The organism is Streptomyces melanosporofaciens (genome assembly GCF_900105695.1).
GTDB lineage: Bacteria > Actinomycetota > Actinomycetes > Streptomycetales > Streptomycetaceae > Streptomyces > Streptomyces antimycoticus.
Genome location: NZ_FNST01000001.1, coordinates 127,865 through 143,006, shown reverse-complemented (window position 1 = coordinate 143,006; position 15,142 = coordinate 127,865). Strand labels below are relative to the sequence as shown.

General features: G+C 70.0%; 16 protein-coding genes and 5 pseudogenes. 9 read left to right on the top strand and 12 right to left on the bottom strand.

What is annotated here, in order from left to right; translation table 11 throughout:
- The first annotated feature begins 106 nt into the window (after positions 1–106).
- Positions 107–853, top strand: coding sequence for a phosphotransferase family protein (locus tag BLV72_RS00750; protein ID WP_093459562.1), 747 nt, complete (start codon positions 107–109; stop codon positions 851–853).
- 76 nt (positions 854–929) lie between these two features.
- Here the strand turns inward: BLV72_RS00750 and BLV72_RS00745 are convergent.
- Positions 930–1,744 (bottom strand): annotated as a pseudogene (locus BLV72_RS00745) (IS5 family transposase).
- 105 nt (positions 1,745–1,849) lie between these two features.
- Between BLV72_RS00745 and BLV72_RS00740 the strand changes: the two are divergent.
- Together BLV72_RS00740 and BLV72_RS00735 are read left to right on the top strand one after the other, a co-directional pair.
- Positions 1,850–1,990: a hypothetical protein gene (locus tag BLV72_RS00740; protein ID WP_244320531.1), complete on the top strand. Its 141-nt coding sequence runs from the start codon at positions 1,850–1,852 to the stop codon at positions 1,988–1,990.
- Positions 1,991–2,068: 78 nt separating this feature from the next.
- Complete coding sequence (locus BLV72_RS00735) at positions 2,069–2,353, top strand: hypothetical protein (protein ID WP_093459561.1); 285 nt, start codon at positions 2,069–2,071, stop codon at positions 2,351–2,353.
- 145 nt (positions 2,354–2,498) lie between these two features.
- Here BLV72_RS00735 and BLV72_RS00730 read toward each other — a convergent pair whose 3' ends face one another.
- Entirely contained in the window at positions 2,499–2,858 is a 360-nt protein-coding gene (locus BLV72_RS00730) for a hemerythrin domain-containing protein (protein ID WP_093459993.1), read from the bottom strand.
- Positions 2,859–2,930: 72 nt separating this feature from the next.
- Positions 2,931–3,128 carry a hypothetical protein gene (locus BLV72_RS00725; protein ID WP_093459559.1) on the bottom strand — a complete coding sequence of 66 codons (198 nt, stop codon included), beginning with the start codon at positions 3,126–3,128 and terminating at the stop codon, positions 2,931–2,933.
- 130 nt (positions 3,129–3,258) lie between these two features.
- On the opposite strand from BLV72_RS00725, the gene BLV72_RS00720 reads away from it, so the two are divergent.
- Positions 3,259–3,843: a hemerythrin domain-containing protein gene (locus BLV72_RS00720; RefSeq protein ID WP_093459558.1), complete on the top strand. Its 585-nt coding sequence runs from the start codon at positions 3,259–3,261 to the stop codon at positions 3,841–3,843.
- A 989-nt stretch (positions 3,844–4,832) separates the two neighbouring features.
- Here BLV72_RS00720 and BLV72_RS00710 read toward each other — a convergent pair.
- Positions 4,833–5,204 (bottom strand): annotated as a pseudogene (locus tag BLV72_RS00710) (LysR substrate-binding domain-containing protein); the annotation flags it as partial.
- Between BLV72_RS00710 and BLV72_RS49185 the strand changes: the two are divergent.
- A pseudogene (locus BLV72_RS49185) lies at positions 5,170–5,351 on the top strand (carbonyl reductase); the annotation flags it as partial. The pseudogenes BLV72_RS00710 and BLV72_RS49185 sit on opposite strands and share 35 nt — an antisense overlap.
- Before the next feature lie 331 nt (positions 5,352–5,682).
- On the opposite strand, the gene BLV72_RS00700 reads toward BLV72_RS49185, so the two are convergent.
- A complete protein-coding gene (locus tag BLV72_RS00700; protein ID WP_208905438.1) occupies positions 5,683–6,789 on the bottom strand; it encodes an alcohol dehydrogenase catalytic domain-containing protein in 1,107 nt (368 codons plus the stop codon).
- A 102-nt stretch (positions 6,790–6,891) separates the two neighbouring features.
- Here BLV72_RS00700 and BLV72_RS00695 point away from each other — a divergent pair, with 102 nt between their 5' ends.
- Both BLV72_RS00695 and BLV72_RS00690 read left to right on the top strand, forming a co-directional pair.
- Positions 6,892–7,785 (top strand): LysR family transcriptional regulator, encoded by an 894-nt coding sequence (locus BLV72_RS00695; RefSeq protein WP_093459555.1) that lies wholly within the window; start codon positions 6,892–6,894, stop codon positions 7,783–7,785.
- 132 nt (positions 7,786–7,917) lie between these two features.
- Positions 7,918–8,538, top strand: a complete 621-nt coding sequence (locus BLV72_RS00690) for a DegT/DnrJ/EryC1/StrS family aminotransferase (RefSeq protein ID WP_093459553.1) — start codon at positions 7,918–7,920, stop codon at positions 8,536–8,538.
- 6 nt (positions 8,539–8,544) lie between these two features.
- On the opposite strand, the gene BLV72_RS00685 is transcribed toward BLV72_RS00690, so the two are convergent.
- Together BLV72_RS00685 and BLV72_RS47105 are read right to left on the bottom strand one after the other, a co-directional pair.
- Positions 8,545–8,748, bottom strand: coding sequence for a hypothetical protein (locus BLV72_RS00685; RefSeq protein WP_093459551.1), 204 nt, complete (start codon positions 8,746–8,748; stop codon positions 8,545–8,547).
- Positions 8,749–9,045: 297 nt separating this feature from the next.
- The gene (locus BLV72_RS47105; RefSeq protein WP_143059713.1) at positions 9,046–9,738 is read right to left on the bottom strand and encodes a hypothetical protein; all 693 of its coding nucleotides are present in this window, start codon (positions 9,736–9,738) and stop codon (positions 9,046–9,048) included.
- A gap of 449 nt (positions 9,739–10,187) precedes the next feature.
- Here BLV72_RS47105 and BLV72_RS00675 point away from each other — a divergent pair.
- Positions 10,188–10,758: pseudogene (locus BLV72_RS00675) on the top strand (integrase); the annotation flags it as partial.
- Positions 10,759–11,008: 250 nt separating this feature from the next.
- Here BLV72_RS00675 and BLV72_RS00670 read toward each other — a convergent pair.
- Positions 11,009–11,623, bottom strand: a complete 615-nt coding sequence (locus BLV72_RS00670) for a TetR/AcrR family transcriptional regulator (RefSeq protein WP_093459548.1) — start codon at positions 11,621–11,623, stop codon at positions 11,009–11,011.
- On the bottom strand, positions 11,623–12,471 hold the full coding sequence (locus tag BLV72_RS00665) for an oxidoreductase (RefSeq protein WP_093459546.1): 849 nt from the start codon (positions 12,469–12,471) through the stop codon (positions 11,623–11,625). The genes BLV72_RS00670 and BLV72_RS00665 overlap by 1 nt, the downstream gene beginning before the upstream one ends.
- A gap of 296 nt (positions 12,472–12,767) precedes the next feature.
- Between BLV72_RS00665 and BLV72_RS00660 the strand changes: the two genes are divergently transcribed.
- Positions 12,768–13,631 carry a recombinase family protein gene (locus tag BLV72_RS00660; protein ID WP_093459545.1) on the top strand — a complete coding sequence of 288 codons (864 nt, stop codon included), beginning with the start codon at positions 12,768–12,770 and terminating at the stop codon, positions 13,629–13,631.
- Between the two features lie 100 nt (positions 13,632–13,731).
- Here BLV72_RS00660 and BLV72_RS49180 read toward each other — a convergent pair.
- From BLV72_RS49180 to BLV72_RS00645, 3 genes and pseudogenes are all read right to left on the bottom strand, one after another.
- Positions 13,732–13,926 (bottom strand): annotated as a pseudogene (locus BLV72_RS49180) (NF041680 family putative transposase); the annotation flags it as partial.
- A 55-nt stretch (positions 13,927–13,981) separates the two neighbouring features.
- Positions 13,982–14,215 (bottom strand): DUF5133 domain-containing protein, encoded by a 234-nt coding sequence (locus BLV72_RS00650; RefSeq protein WP_093459543.1) that lies wholly within the window; start codon positions 14,213–14,215, stop codon positions 13,982–13,984.
- A gap of 71 nt (positions 14,216–14,286) precedes the next feature.
- Positions 14,287–15,117 (bottom strand): SigB/SigF/SigG family RNA polymerase sigma factor, encoded by an 831-nt coding sequence (locus BLV72_RS00645; RefSeq protein ID WP_093459542.1) that lies wholly within the window; start codon positions 15,115–15,117, stop codon positions 14,287–14,289.
- Between the last annotated feature and the right edge of the window lie 25 nt (positions 15,118–15,142).

The window sequence follows — 15,142 nt, the reverse complement described above, 5'->3', positions numbered from 1 at the left end:
CGGTCGGTGTCGCGCACGAGACCGCCGGGGGGCGGGACGCGGTCAGCCGCAGATCACATGCGATAATCCCGGCCACGTGGATGGTCATCACGGGATACTGGTCGCCATGGATGAGGTCAAGGTCGTCGTCGCCCATTCCGAGCGCGCGACCCTGCGCGTCGGCGAGGTGTTCCTGAAGGTGGACGCCGATCAGGCGCGCATCGACGTCGAGGTCGAGGCGATGGCCCTGGCGCCGGTCCCGACCCCGGAGGTCCTGTGGCGTAAGCCGCCCGTGCTCGCGATCGCCGCCGTCCCGGGGACGGCGCTCGGCCGCCTCGGCGAGCCGTCGACCGCGTCGCCGACGGCGTGGGCCACGGCGGGTGCCGCCATCCGGAAGTTGCACGACGCGCCGTTGCCGTCCTGGCCCGGCCGGGCCGGCCGGGGCCTCGTCGAGTTGGCCGCGGATCTCGACGGCGAGTGCGAGCGGCTCGTGACGAACGGCGTCCTGCCCGCCGACCTGGTCACCCGCAACCGCCAGGTCGCCGATGCCGCGCTCCGGCCGTGGACTCCGGCGTTCACGCACGGCGACCTGCAGATCACTCACGTGTTCGTCGACGGCGACGAGATCACTGGCATCATCGACTGGTCCGAGGCGGGCCGGGGTGATGCCCTGTACGACCTCGCCACCTTGACACTCGGACACGAGGAACACCTCGGCGACGTCGTCGCCGGCTATGGCACCGACGTCGACCTCGACGTGATCCGCGCGTGGTGGTCGTTGCGAAGCCTGCTGGCGGTTCGCTGGCTGGTCGAGCACGGCTTTGACGCGTTCGCGCCGGGCTGTGAGGTCGACGTGCTGAGATCCCGCATGTGAGGCTGCGCGGGCCCGACTGCTACCAGTGCGGTTTGACGCATCGAGCAGGCCATCTCCTCAAGCGCGTCGCCAGCCCCTACTCCCAGCAAAGTTCGGTGCGGAGTCGTCGCCGGCAGATGACGGCGCAGCCGAGGGTGACGAACCGGTGGTGGCAGTCGTCGCGGATCTCCCAGCAGGTGGGCAGGCGGCGGAACCAGTGCAGCAGCGCGATCGCGCCTTCCACGACCCAGCGGTACACGCCCTGGCCGGAGCCCTGCCCGGTGCCGCGCCGGGCGATGTGCGGGGTGATCTGGAACCGGCGGACCTTGTCCCGGTAGACCTCGTGGTCATAGCCGCGGTCGGCGTGCAGGTGCTTGGGGTGGCGCAGTGGCCGACCGCACTTGCCGCGGCTCGGTGGGACGGCCTCGATCAGCGGGATCAGTCGGGTGACGTCGTTGCGGTTGCCGCCGGTGCTGATCAAACGCGAGCGGGATGCCGTGCGCCTCAACGATCAGATGGTGCTTGCTGCCGGTCTTGCCCCGGTCCACCGGGGACGGACCGGTGGCCGGCCCACCGGTCCGTCCCCACTTCGTCGCGCGGATGCGGCTGGAGTCGACCGCGGCGCGGGAGAAGTCCAGCAGGTCTGCGGCCCACAGCGCGGAGAGGCAGCAGCTCGTGCGGGCGCTGCCAGACCCCGGCCTCGTTCCAGTCCCGCAGCCGTCGCCAGCAGGCCATCCCCGAACCGAAGCCCAGCTCCTGGGGCGGAAACTCCCAGCAGATCCCGGTGTACAGCACGAACAGGATCCCGCACAGCACCTTGCGGCTATCCAGACGCTTACGACCCGGACGCCACGGATGACTCGGGACGACCGGCAGCAGCGGCTCGATGCGCGCCCACAACTCGTCGTCGATCTACCACGGCCTGGCAGCGGTCTTCCTCGTCTCGACTGGCTCGCAGGGGGCACACGCCCCCTGGGGCGGAGGCGCCGGCCGAGCCGGAGCAAGGTCGTCGACCTTATGTCCGTCCTTCAGGACAGCGTGCGGGCCGCGAACCAGGGCCGCGGCGAGGAAGGCGACGAAGGTGAGGGGCGGGAGACGCGGCCCAAGAAGAAAGCCCCCACCCAGAAGGCTCCGGCGAAGAAGCGGCCCACGTCCTGAACCCCTCCTGTGTGACCCGCCGAAACATGGGCATACGAGGGTGGACCTGAGGGGGGACCCTCTCTAAGGAGCACCGCCGTGATCAAGAAGCTTCACGACATCGGCCTGCGCTCGGAGTACGCCTACACCGCCGCCGTCGCCTCCATCGGCCTGTCGGTCTTCACCTGGGCCACGTCCCTCCGCGCCGAACCCGGTAAGGGCCTCGACCGGGCGGACCGGTGGGGCATCTTCATCGGCGAGTGGGCACCCACCTTCTTCTGCCTCGGCCTCGCCCTGTCCCACTACGAGCAGGAAGAAGGCTCGCTGATGGGCAAGGCGCACACCGACGGCGAGCGGCAGCGGCAGCGGGTGGGCGCCCCGTAGCGCGATGCTCCACGGCTGTCAGCGAAGCGGGTGGTCGCCGACGGGGCGGGCCGCGTAGGCCGAGGCCCTATGCTCCGCGCGCGTCACAGGCGTGGGCGGCGACCATCAGCAGCCGCTCCGGGACCCTGGAGGATCGTGCGGCTGCTCAGCCGTCCCTGCCCATGGTCTTGCGGATGGTGTCGCGGGTGCGGTCGATCATGGCCGCCATCGGACCGGCCATGATGTTCTTCGCGGCGGTCTCCACGCCCGGATGCGGATGAGTGGGAGCCATGGCTTCGGCTGCCTTGACCGCCTTGGCCACTCGGGCGAGCCGATGGGCACCGGTACGCCGCCGCAGCTGGACGAATTCGCAGCTTTCCTCCTCCGCCGTCTCGTGGAGGGCCAGCATCCGCACCAGGCGGCGGAAGGCGTCCCGCCGGTCGTCACCGGTGGACCGCTCCACCTCATCGAAGAGGTTGCGGATTTCGCCGTGCTGACGCATCAGGAGCGCCACCACATCGTCCATGCCGTCGGCGGCGTGGCGCTGAGTGCCATCGGTCACGATGTCCCAAGTGCCGGGGCCGGGGGCTGGGGCGGGTCAGTCGCGGGAGCGCCGCGACGGCGCCGGGTGCTCGCCCTCGGTTTCCAGCCGGTACTCCCGGCCGAACATCTGACGGTGCCGCGCCATCAGGCGCTCGCTCGGCGGCTGATCGCCGTCGTTGAGGTGCGCCTGCATGGCCTCGAACCGCTCGTGCGCCTCCCGTACGTCACCGGCGCCGAGGGTCGTGAGGTCCATCTGCGTGGCCAGCAGCTCGCGGACTGTTCCTTACCGTGACATTTGGCCCTATCGCCGGTTCATCGTTTCCGTCGCGCCCGCGGGGTGACCCGTGGGGGCGGGGAACGAGGAGCGAGGGAAGGACGACGCGATGAGCCAGGCAGACGAGGAACGCCGGGAGGCCGCGCGACTGCCGGAAGGCGACGTGGTGGCGATCCTGCTGGAGCAGCACGCACGCATACGCGACCTCTTCACGGAGGTGAAGAGCGCCGAGGGCACACACAAACAGCAGGCGTTCGACGAGTTGCGCGCCCTGCTGGCGGTGCACGAGACGGCGGAGGAGATGATCGTCCGTCCGGTCGCCGAGGACACCCTCGGCAAGGACGAGGCCGAGGCCCGTAACCGCGAGGAAGCAGAGGCCAACAAGGTGCTGGCCCGGCTGGAGAAGATGGACCTCACCAGTTCCGACTTCGACGCGCAGCTCGCGGCGTTCGAACAGGCTGTGATCGCCCATGCCGAACACGAAGAGCGCGAGGAGTTCCCCGGTGTGCACGCCGGGCGCAGCGAAGAGCAGCTCAGAAACATGGGCACGCGCCTGCGGGCCGCCGAGAAGGTCGCACCCACCCATCCGCACCCCTCGGCGGCAGGGTCGCCGACGGCTCAGTGGACGGTGGGCCCCTTCGCGTCCCTGGTGGACCGGACGCGCGACGCCATCAACGAGGCCACGCGCAGCTGACCGCGAGCTTCCCTTCGCATGGCGGCGCCCCTGTGCGGCGCTGTCAGCGTCACCGCGGACATCACGTTGGTACTGGCCCGGCCGACGACGCGTCTGGACGTCGCGGGACGGGACCAGGGTCGCTGGGAAAATCGGGGCGTGTGGCGGGGCGCAGGGCGTGGACCGCCATCTGCCTCCAGCCGAACGGGCGACGGCGTGGCGCGGCACGCCGGCAACCTCGTCGGCCCGGTGCCCGGTCACAGGGCGTCCATGCTCCTCCTCACCGCGCCCGCGACCCGGTTCACGCGGACAACACAGGAAAGTCCGGCCATCGCGGCTGCCACCCACGCCACCGGGCCCTGCGCCGCGCAGTGGGTCACCGAGGCGCCGTACGCCGAGGGCGCTGACGTGCCGGGCACCGTCGGGCAGGTGCTGGACGTCGATTCTCCCGGGGAGGGGTCCCGGGCCCGGCGGGATAGGAAAGTCGAGCAACGATCCGCCTTGCATACCAGAGGTCCAACAGATGAGTACCGGTATGCGCCACGGTCCGCGACGACCGCCGTGACGCTGGCCATGGGGGCACACTCGCGTTCGGCCTCATGACGCCGACGGCGTCTGCTGCCAACGGACCCTGCTACGACGGGCGATGCAAGACCACCGTGTCGGCGCCCAAGACCATCACGGTCGACAGCCGCAAGTTCGGGTTCGGGAAATTGAAGATCACAAGCGTAAGCTCCCGGTCCGCGAAGATGTCGGCCGCCGGCGGGGAGCCTCAGCGGCAGCACCAGCCCGGGCGGCACCGTCAAGTTCAACAACCTGAAGATCTGGGTGAAGTCGGTCTCCGGCGACAAGGCCAACCTCCAACTGTTCCCCACACGGTACTGAGCCTGTCGTCGAACCCCGGCGCGTTCGTCTCGCGCCGGGGTTCGCGTCCCCGGACAGCAGGCGCAGCCGCGCCTCGCGCGTTGAGATGTCGCGCAACGGAGCACGAGGAACCTGCGTCCGCGCATGTCGGTCTCGAGGGCCGCGGCGCGCAGGTCGGTCGCCACGCGGACGACCGGCTGGGTCGGTGGGTGCGGGAGGCGGGCCAGGAGGAGACGCCGCTGTTCCTGGGGGCCGCCGCGGACCGGGAGGATGCGGACGCCCGGTGGCGCGGCGGAGGCGAGGGCGGCGGGCACGGTGGTCAGCCCGCGGCCGACAGCGAGGAGATGGAGCTTGGCGAGCCAGTCGCGGGCGGTGTGCGCGATCTCGGGGCGCTCGTCCAGGCCCGGCCACACGCCCATCAGCCGGTCCTCGCCGGAGGACGAACCCGCGATCCAGCGCTGCCCGCGCAGGTCGGCGACGTCGATGCACTCGCCGCGGGCCGGCGGGTGGGTGGCGGGCGCCGTCCGCGAGGTCGCCTCGTTGCCCGGCACTGCGCCCGCGTCGAGGCCCGGGTCCTGAATGTCACGGACACCGACGCCATCGCCCGCCTCGCCGAGGATCGGCGTGCCCGGTTCGGCGGGGTCGACATCGTCATCTCCAACGCGTCGCGGGTCTCGACGGCTCGACGGCTCGATGCCTCCGCGCCACGGCCCGGGGCCCCGGTCCGGCCGACGGTGTCGATCACCAACTGCCGGGACCAGGCGGCGTCGCCCGGCCAGTCGTTCAGCGGTGTGATGGCGACGGCCCAGGCACCCGCGGTCGCCAACCCGGACGACCGCGCGCACACTCCAGCGGCGCGATGCCGAGACCGTCCCGCTGAGCAGGGCGGCGCGTCGACGGATGAAGATCAGGGCAATCCCACCGCGAGCGCGTTCACGCGACCTGACCGCACGCCGGGCCGCCGGGCGCGGTCCCGTGTGCTCACGGCAATCGGGATCACCTGCCCGGGGGCCTCACACTCGCCACTGGGAGGAGGGCGGTGCGGTCGAACGGGCCGCCGTGGGAGGCGGCGTACGCGACGGCGTCGTTGACCGCATCGAGACCGAAGGTCCGGACGCGTTCGGGGCCGAGGTCCAGCGCGCCCGAGGCGAGGAGCCGGATCATGCCGACGTTCGCTGTGCGCGGGTACATCCACTGACCGCGCACGGTGACCGAGTTGCGCATGATCCACGGGTACGGGAGCGCGAGATCGTCGCCACCGAGCATGCCCACACCGCCCATGAGGACGACACGACCGTACTCGCGCACCGTCATGGCCGCCACACGCACCGCGGAGCTGGGTGCGCTCGGCGGGAGCAGATCGATCACCATGTCGATCGTGCCCTCGCCCGCCGCGGCCATCGCCACCCGGTCCGTGTCCTCGTCCCCGGTCAGCGGCACCGGGCGCACACGCGGACCGAACCGGTCGGCGAGCAGGTCGAGCACTGCCCGGTTTCGGCCCGGCGCGACCACGCGACCCGCCCCCATCGCGAGCGCGACCGCCACCGCACTGCTGCCGAGGTTGCCGGTGGCCCCGCTGACGAGCAGCGTCTCACCAGCCGCGAGTCCGCCTGCCAGCAGCCCGCCGTAAGAGATGGTGTGCACACTGAGCGCGGCCCAGCGGGCCGGGTCCTCCCCAGCGGCGGCCGGCAGCGGGAAGACATTCTCCGTCGGGACCCGCATACGTTCGGCGAACGACCCGTCGTGCAGGTACCGGGCCAGCCGCGCGCCGCCCTCCCCGCGGGAACTCCAGCCCTGAAGCGTGATGTCGGGCGTCAGCACGTCGTCCCGCGAACGCACCGTACAGTCGCACCACACCAGGTCCCCGGCACGCAGCCGGGTGGCGTCCGGACCGACGTGGACGATCCGCCCCACGCCGCCGACCCCGGGCACGACGGGAGGGACCAGAGGGTAGTTCCGTTCGCCGCCGAAAACCTCACCGGCGTACGGGGGGACGCAGGCAGCCAGCACCTCGACCACCACCTCACCGCTCCCGGCCTCGGGGTCGGGCAGCTCCCGCACCGAGAGCGGGGCGCCGAACCGCGTCAATACTGCTGCTCGCACGCGATGACCTCCATGTTCATCCGAATCCGTCGGCATCGACACTAGGAGCCCGGTGGCCATGCGGGAAGCGACGATCCGGCATCTGTGGTATGCGTATGCCGCATGGACATCTCCAGTACGGGTCTGCGGGTCCTGCAGCAGATCGCCGAATCCGGCAGCTTCACCGCGGCAGCCGCCAGGCTCGGCTACACACAGTCCGCGGTCTCACGACAGGCCGTCTCCCTCGAACGGAGCGCGGGCACCACCCTGTTCGACCGCCGCCCCGACGGGGTGCGGCTCACCCCGGCGGGTCTGACCCTGCTGCGCCACGGCCGCACCATCCTGGACTGCCTCGCCGCGGCCGAGTCCGACCTCACCGGCACCGTCCCACGAACCGAACTGGTGCGGCTCGGGGTGTTCCTGAGCGCGGGCGCCGCCCTCCTGCCCGGCACGCTCACCCGCCTCACCGCAACCGACCCGCAGATCACCGTCACGACGACCGAGGGCACCACGCCCACCCTGATCCGGGCGCTGCGGGCGGGCTCGATCGACCTCGCCGTGCTCACGTCCCGCCCGCCCCACCGGCCCTTGGACAGCGAGTCGCCGCCCCTGCACGTCGAGACCGCCGTGGACACCGAACTGGTCCTGGCGACACCTTCGACCGGGAAGTTCGCCGGCCGCACCACGGTGCATGTCGACGAACTGGTCGACGCCGCGTGGATCGCCACCCCGTCGTCGAACTCCGAGCCACTGCTCGGCGTCTGGCCCGGCCTGCCCGGACGACCGCACATCGTCCACCGCGCACGCGACTGGCTGACGAAACTCCAGCTGGTCGCAGGCGGCTTCGGGGTGACGACGGTGCCGTTGCGGCTCTCGCCGGTGCTACCGCCCGGGGTGAGCCTGGTACACGTCGAGGGCGCGCCTCCCGAGATCCGCCGTGTTCTCGTGGCGCGCCTCCCCGGCCACCCCACCCCGGCGATCACAGCCGTCACCCGAGCGATCACCTCGACCGTCTGACACGTGCCGCCGGGGCGGACCGGCCAACCCCGGTCACCGTCCGCGCGATCCCTGCCCACCTCCCCCGGACGCACCCCCGCCTCCCCCGGACTCAGCGCCGGAGAACCCATCTCCGAGGACACGGGACCGCACATGCATCTGCCCCCGCGCATCGGCGAACCCTCAGCCCGCCCGGGACGATTCCGCAACGCCTGGCGGGCCGCTCACGCGCCCGTCGCCGGAGTTTCCCGGCGTCTGCAACTCACCGCCTACGCCATAGTCCATGCGGCCGTCCTGGTGGACCAGCTCGATCTCCTCGACAAGCAGAACGTGCGTCGCAGCCGGTCCGCCGACCATCTGACCGCGCGTCTGAGCGCGTTGGGCCTGTCCCCGCAGGCCACCTCGGCCGAGACGACGGAGCGGTCCTACTACCGCTACGCGGTGCGGCTTCCGGAGGAGGTGCTGGCCGTCGCTCCCGTTGACCGCATCGCCCGGGCACTCACCGCCGAACTGGGCTTCGCGGTCGTGCAGACGCACCGGCCGCTGAACGACAATCCGCTCAACCGCCCCAGTACGCGGCGCGGGTTCGCCCTCGACCGGGAGTACGCGGCGCGGGCGAACGCGGCCCGCTTCGATGTTCCGATCGCCAAGCGCATCCAGGGCAGCGTGGTCAGCTTCGGCCATGAGGTACTCCTGGCCCCGCTCGACGCGATCGGCGAGATAGCGGTGGCGTTCGAGAAGGTCCTCGCCCATGTCGGAGAGCCGGCCGGCTGATGGGCGTCACAGCGCGCCGGTCGGCTCCGCGTGGCCGTGGACGAGCGACCTCAGCCGATCGGCGAGCAAGTCCGGCGTGGAGATGTGCAGGGTGCACAGCCCGAGCGCGGCTCCCGCCCGCAGCACCGGGAGGCGGTCGTCGACGAGCAGTGGCTCCCCGGCCGTCGTCCGGCACCGGCTCATGGCCTCCGCGAAGAACGCCTGGGGCAATGGGCACCGTCGGCCACCTCGACCAGCTCGCCGAGCATCCAGCCGATGTCGACCTCGGCCGGTCCGAAGCAAGGCTCTCTACGATGCGCAGAACGGGCGATGAGGTACCGCGTTCATCCGCTGCACCCGCACCGAACTCGAAGCCGCCGCCTACTGAGCTTGAACTCGTGTTGTCGTGGGTGTGAGGGATGTCCTCCTGGGCCGGCACGACGAACGCGACGAATTCCTCATCGCCGCCGTCGCCCCGCGGGGCCTGCCCGATGCGGACCGCGCCCCAGGGGCGGGCTGCCCTTCGCCTCAGTCCCCCGTGGGCCCCTCGACCAGGGAACGCAGCCGTTTAGTCAAGTCACGGCTGGAAACGTGCTGATACGCCGCTTCGCTGGACGCGATGTCGCTCTGCTCGACCGGGCAGGAATCCCAACCACTCACTGAACCGCTCAGGTTGAACGTATCCACCAACCGCCCTGTCTTGGCTTCGAGCACCCGATAGCTGTATCCCGCCGAGTACACAGGCACGCGGGTGCTGACAGATCCGTCACCACCCAGCTCCTCGTACTCGCATGTGATCAGCTGGGCGCCCACGGATTCCTTCGCCAGAAATTCGCAGACGATCAGCTCCGGATCACTGGAAGAAGCCCATTTGTCAGGCAACTTCGGCTCGTCATCGGCCTCGGCATCCGACTCCGTGCCCGACTCGTCAAAGTCGGGACCGCCCTTGAACAACGTGACGCTGTGCGTTCCGCCACCCGTGTAGGCAGGCGCCTCCGGATCCCAGGGAAGGACATCGTCAGCGTCGAACTGCGTATCACCGCATGCCTGGGCGATCGAGTCGGCGCTCGGCGTCGGGGACGGAGAAGGTGAAGGCGAACGCGAAGCGGTCGCGGGGGATTTCCGAGCCGTGGCGGCCTCCTCAGGAGACTCCTTGTCCGAGTCGTCAGAGGCACCGGAACACCCTGCCAAGGCCACCAGTATCCCGACACTCACCACCACCCGCAGCCGACCACCTCTCGGCCCTCGCGCCATGCCCCACTCCATCGCGCCCCCTCTGGCCATGTCCCACCTCCGTCACAGACGGTACGGCCCTGCCACGGGACCCCTCCCGAATCGCCGAACCTTTCAAGGCAATCCCGGGCTCCGCTCATGCCGTGGAGACGCTGTACGGGCGAGCGAGCTCGCGTCGGGCTGGGCGCGCGGAGCGACGACGGCCCGCCCCTGCGTGGGGACGGGGGAATCCACCGGCTGCCAACAGAAACACCTATGTGCACGACACCTGTCGCGCAGAGCCACCGCCCCCAAGGCAGACTTCTTCCACATCGACACCGCACTCGGCAGGCGGGTGTGCACGCGACGGCGCAGTGGTGCCATCATGACCTGTCGCGCTGCTGCGCCTCGCTTACCTCGCCGTGACCAACGCGTTCTCCATTCTGCGCTTGCTGCCGATGAGCGACCGGGAGAAGGACATCGAGATCCTTGCCCTGCGGCATCAGCTTCTCGTCCCGCAACGGAAGGTCGGTAAGCCCGCGTTCACCGCCACCGATCGCGTTGTGCTTGCTGGCCTGCTCCACCGGTTCCCCCTGGGCAAGCTGCGTCGCTTGCTGCTGATCGTCCAGCCGGACACGATCCTGCGCTGGCACCGCGACCTGCTCAAGCGCCGCCATGCCCCACCTGCGTTCCCAGGCGCCGCGGACGGCCACCCGCCGTCCGCTCGATCCGCGCTGTGATCCTGCGCCTGGCCCGCGAGAACCCGTCCTGGGGGTACCGCAGGATCCACGGCGAACTCGCAGTCCTGGGAATCAAGATCGCCGCGTCTACCGTCTGGGAGATCCTCCGCGAGCACGGCATCCCGCCCTCCCCGGCACGGCACAGCACGACTTGGAGCGACTTCCTGCGAAGCCAGCCCAAAGCACTGCTCGCATGTGACTTTTCGAAGTCCGCACACTGACGGGCGCGCGCCTATATGTCTTCACTGCCATCGAGCACGCCACCCGGCGAGCAACCGATCACCGAACCAGCTCAGATCAGACACCTGGAGATCCACCGACAAGATCGACTGGGTGGCACCCTCCACGCGTACCACCATGCAGCGTGACCTGGGCGGATGATGATTCGGCACCCGCAGCGTCGGATTACCGGTCCTCTTGCAGCTTGAGCATCTCAAAGAAGATCGAGGTCGCCCCCCGACTGACGAGATCATCGAAGGTGCCCGAATCGGCGATGCGCCCTTTCGGGCAGCGCGGCCCGTAGCAGCATGCCAGATGTATCAGGCGGTCAGGCGGGCGCTGACCAGCCAGATGTGTTCGCAGGTCAAGGATGCCTTTTGCAAACTCTCGCGGGACTCCTGCGAGGCGTGGTAGAAGGTGCGCTCGATCATCCAGCACAGAGAGCGTGCCATCGCCGACGCTTGTTCTGGTTCGGTGCCCGCCTGAATGCCGGCTCGTTCCAGGACAGCGGTGATGGCTGTGATGAACAAGTCAGCTGTGCGGCTCCACAGCTCACCGATCTCCGGCACGGTCAGTGACAGGTCGATCGCCGTGCGCATGACCAGGCCGTGCTCGTTCCACAGCTCGACCGTGCGCCGCATGGCAGCTGCGATGGCCTGGCGTGGCTCGTTGGTCTGCGCGGTGGTCCGGGACCGCTCCCACAAGTGCTCCACGGTCCGGGCCACGAGTGCCGTAACCACCTCTTGCTTGGAGCCGAAGTAGAAGTACAGGGCTCCGCGTGTGATGCCGGCGCCCTGGGCGATGTCGCCGACGGTCATGGCGTCGTAGCCTCTGTGCGCCAGCAGAGCTTCGCAGGTGTCCAGAATGGTCCGCTCCCGGACGTCGCCCTTGCGTTCGGTGGCGCGTCGGCTTCTCGCGGGGTTGTGGCCGGGCATCAGAGCTGAGCACCCTCGGTGAAGTCGGTCGTACGGGAGAGCGTCTCCCACGCGCGGATGTCCTCGTCCACGGCCGTGCGCGCGGCGGTGACCAGTCGCAGCGCATCCGAGCCCAGGACGAGATGGGCCGGCGGCTGGTCTACCGACGCGATATGCACGACGGCGTCTCCGGCCTTGGCCGGATTGCCCAGCTGGTTCCCGCTGGCCTTCTGCCGAGCTTCACGGATGGGGGCGAACAACTCGTCGTAGTCGTCGATGGACCGCGCGGCTCGTGTCATGGACCGTCCGGCCCAGTCGGTACGGAAGGACCCGGGCTCGATCGCCGTCACGTGGATCCCGAACTGCGCGACCTCCTTGCCCAGCGCCTCAAGGATGCCTTCGACGGCGAACTTGCTGCCGCAGTAGGCGGACATGCCGGGCACGGCCATCAGCCCGCCCATGGAGGTGACGGCCATCAGGTGTCCGCGGCGGCGCCGACGCATGTGGGGCAGGGCCGCCTGCAGCGTGGCCACTGCCCCGAATACGTTGACCTCGAACTGCCGCCGCACCTCGGCCAGCGGCGTCTCCTCGAAGGTGCCCTCCACGCCGTAACCCGCGTTGGCGACGACGACATCCAGGGGGCCGACGCCCTGCTCCACCTCCGTGATCACACTCGAGACGGCGTCGCCGTCCGTGACATCCAGGATGCGGCCGTGAGCGTACCCGGGTTTGAGCCCTTCGAAGGCCCGCAGGTCCTCCTCGGAGCGGACCGTGCCGACGACGGTATGCCCGGCGGCCAGGGCCGCTCGGGCGAAGGCACGTCCAAGGCCCGTGCTGACGCCGGTGATGAACCACTTCTGCTGCTGCACTGTTCCTCCAGTCAGGACTCGGAAGGCGTCTGGTCGCCTTCTCACCTAAAACTCTACACGATGTCGATTTTTATCATCGCCATGCAGATTCTGGTGGCGCCTCACGGCTCCGTCGACCGCCCCGGGCGACCTTCCCCGGGCCGGAGCAGGGGTCGGAGGCGCACACAGTCACACTCACAAACGGTCCTTTGCGCGAGCAAGATCAATCATGAGCCACTGGCCCCCGTCGATCCCGGATTCGTTCGCTGACCCCGTTCTCACTTAAAAGTGGGGCGTACCTGCTTCTGAGGCTTGCATTGTGCGAGAATCCGGGCCCAGCCCCTCAGCCCCCTTCCCCGACCGACCCGTCGGACGCGGACGACGTCGAGCGGCACGCCTGTCCGAAGTGTGATGCTCAGCCCGGCTCGCCGTGCCGCTCACGCGGCGGCGCGGTCGCCTCCGCCTACCGCATCCGCCGCTTCGCCCAGGTGCCCCGGCTGAAGAAGGCGCTGCGGGTGCCCACCCCCGCCGACCGCGGCCCGGGCCGCCCGTGGCGGCCGGGCACCCGGGTCCGGGTCCGTCCCCGGTTCGAGGAGACGCTGAGGACAGCGCGGGAGGTCAAGGCACACGCCCCGCACCGCCGGGTCATCTTCACCGTGTACGAGATGAAGCGGCTCGGCCGCGACGCCGCCGAACTCACCGCGCTCGCCGACCACCTCACCGCCCACGGCCTGGTCCCGGAGATGCTCGCCGGCCCCCTGTCCGGCATTTACGACCCCACCGGGCCGGGGAAGCCGCTGTTCGCGTTCTTCGCCGCGATGTCGGAGACCGAGCGGGAGAACATCCGCGAGTCGACGCTCGAAGGGCTGGACACCGCGGCACGAAAAGGCGAGCACGGCGGCCGGCCGCCCGTCATCACCGACGACATGCTGCACACCGTGCTCCGGCGCCGCGCGGGCGGCGAGTCCGTCGAGCAGGTTCAGCCCGACCTGATCATCCCAACCGGCAAGCGCAAGGGACGGAATCCCTCCGTCGCGAGCATCTACCGGGCACTCGCCGAGCATGCCAAGCGCGAGGCATACCCCGAAGCCGTCGAGCAGACCCACGCCGACTTCGCCGCCCTCCAGATCGGCGAAGTCCCCGGACCCCGCCTCGCTCTCCCAGACCGAGCGTCACTCTGATCACAGAGAGCTACTCGTCGCTTCGTCGTAGCTTCGGGAGAACAGGGCCGACGCGAGGGCAGCGGGCGAGTGCCCGTGAGCCGACGTGTCAGCTCGTTCTTTATGGTCCGACTTGGTCACCCTCGGCGAGGGTACCGGGCCGCCTGACCGTTTTGCCCACGTCGTAGCGGGTGGCGGGATGCCGGTTCTTCGAGCCGGGCGGTCGGCCGGGCTTCGGCGCACGGCCCGGGCGAGGCAGGTTCGGACGGAGGTTTCTGAACCGCCGATGGACCCGGGCGGGGGTGAGCCGGCCGGGCTTTCACGCCCGGGCGCTGTGGGCCCGGCCGGCGCCGGGCCCACAGTGGGGTTTCTCAGGTGCCGGGGATGAGGAGGGAGTCGTCTTCGGTCCGGGCGCCGGGGAGCCGGTGGCGGGCGGCGATCAGGGCGGTGTCGACATCGCGGGTGCCGGTGGCGATGCATAGCGTGTAGGAGACATCATCCAGCCGCTGTTGTGCCTCCGGGCCGCCGTTTTCGGCTTGCAGGCCATGGAGGGTCTCGTACTGCCGGACGAGGTCGGTGAGAACTGCGGGGTGGGCCATGAGCATGGCAAGCTCCTCTTCGTGGCGCGGCGGCGGTAAGGGCTGTGCTGGCAGAGGCCCGGTGTGAGCACGAGGCGTCAGGCGGCAGCCGGGATCGACTGGGGCCGCGGCTCGGTCTCGACCTGTTCGCGGATGTCGTGGCAGCTGCGGGAGATGAGGCGGGAGACGTGCATCTGGGAGATGCCCAGCTCATCAGCGATGCGGGCTTGGGTCATTTCGCGGAAGAAGCGCAGGTACAGGATGTGCTGTTCCCGTTCCGGAAGCCGGTGCAGGCAGGGCTTGACCGCTTCGCGGTCGAGGACCGTCTCGTAGCGGGCCTCGGGCCGGCCGAGCGTGTCGGCCAGGGAGTAGCCGTCATCCGCACCCGTCAGCTCGGCGTCCAGGGACAGGGAGCGGTAACTGCCGAGGGCTTCCATGCCGATGAGCACGTCCTCTTCGTTCATGCCGGCCGCTTGGGCGACCTGCGCCACGGCCGGGGATCGATCGGCGCCTTCGGTAGTGGCCATCTCCTGCACGGTGGCGCGGACCTTGTTGCGCAACTCCTGCACCCGCCGGGGGACGTGCAGGTCCCAACTGCAGTCGCGGAAGTACCGCTTGAGCTCCCCGACGATCGTGGGGATCGCATACGGCTCGAACGCGCCGCCACGCTGCGCGTCGTAGCGGTCGACGGCCTTGACCAGGCCCATCGCCGCGACCTGCTCCAAGTCCTCGAGGTTCTCTCCGCGGTTGCGGTAGCGGAAGGCGAGGCGGTGGGCCATCGGCAGCCAAGCCGCCACCAACTCCTCCACCAGCACTTCCCGCTCGGGCCCATCGGAGGCCGCAGCCAGCCGCTCGAAGTCGGCCGCGGTGTCAGGGGCGTCGTCGTGAGAGTGGCGGGCACGTGCGGGTGCGGTACTCATCGGTGTCATCTCTGCTCCCTGCTCGTTGCTGTCC

What these genes read in the sequence shown, in the direction of transcription:
- BLV72_RS00725 (WP_093459559.1), bottom strand. Translation starts at nt 3,128, where the DNA reads ATGGACCTCACGACCCTCGGCGCCGGTGACGTACGGGAGGCGCACGAG.
- BLV72_RS00670 (WP_093459548.1), bottom strand. Translation starts at nt 11,623, where the DNA reads ATGCCCGGCCACAACCCCGCGAGAAGCCGACGCGCCACCGAACGCAAG.
- BLV72_RS00720 (WP_093459558.1), top strand. Translation starts at nt 3,259, where the DNA reads ATGAGCCAGGCAGACGAGGAACGCCGGGAGGCCGCGCGACTGCCGGAA.
- BLV72_RS00730 (WP_093459993.1), bottom strand. Translation starts at nt 2,858, where the DNA reads ATGGACGATGTGGTGGCGCTCCTGATGCGTCAGCACGGCGAAATCCGC.
- BLV72_RS00750 (WP_093459562.1), top strand. Translation starts at nt 107, where the DNA reads ATGGATGAGGTCAAGGTCGTCGTCGCCCATTCCGAGCGCGCGACCCTG.
- BLV72_RS00690 (WP_093459553.1), top strand. Translation starts at nt 7,918, where the DNA reads ATGCATCTGCCCCCGCGCATCGGCGAACCCTCAGCCCGCCCGGGACGA.
- BLV72_RS00740 (WP_244320531.1), top strand. Translation starts at nt 1,850, where the DNA reads ATGTCCGTCCTTCAGGACAGCGTGCGGGCCGCGAACCAGGGCCGCGGC.
- BLV72_RS00695 (WP_093459555.1), top strand. Translation starts at nt 6,892, where the DNA reads ATGGACATCTCCAGTACGGGTCTGCGGGTCCTGCAGCAGATCGCCGAA.
- BLV72_RS00645 (WP_093459542.1), bottom strand. Translation starts at nt 15,117, where the DNA reads ATGACACCGATGAGTACCGCACCCGCACGTGCCCGCCACTCTCACGAC.
- BLV72_RS00650 (WP_093459543.1), bottom strand. Translation starts at nt 14,215, where the DNA reads ATGCTCATGGCCCACCCCGCAGTTCTCACCGACCTCGTCCGGCAGTAC.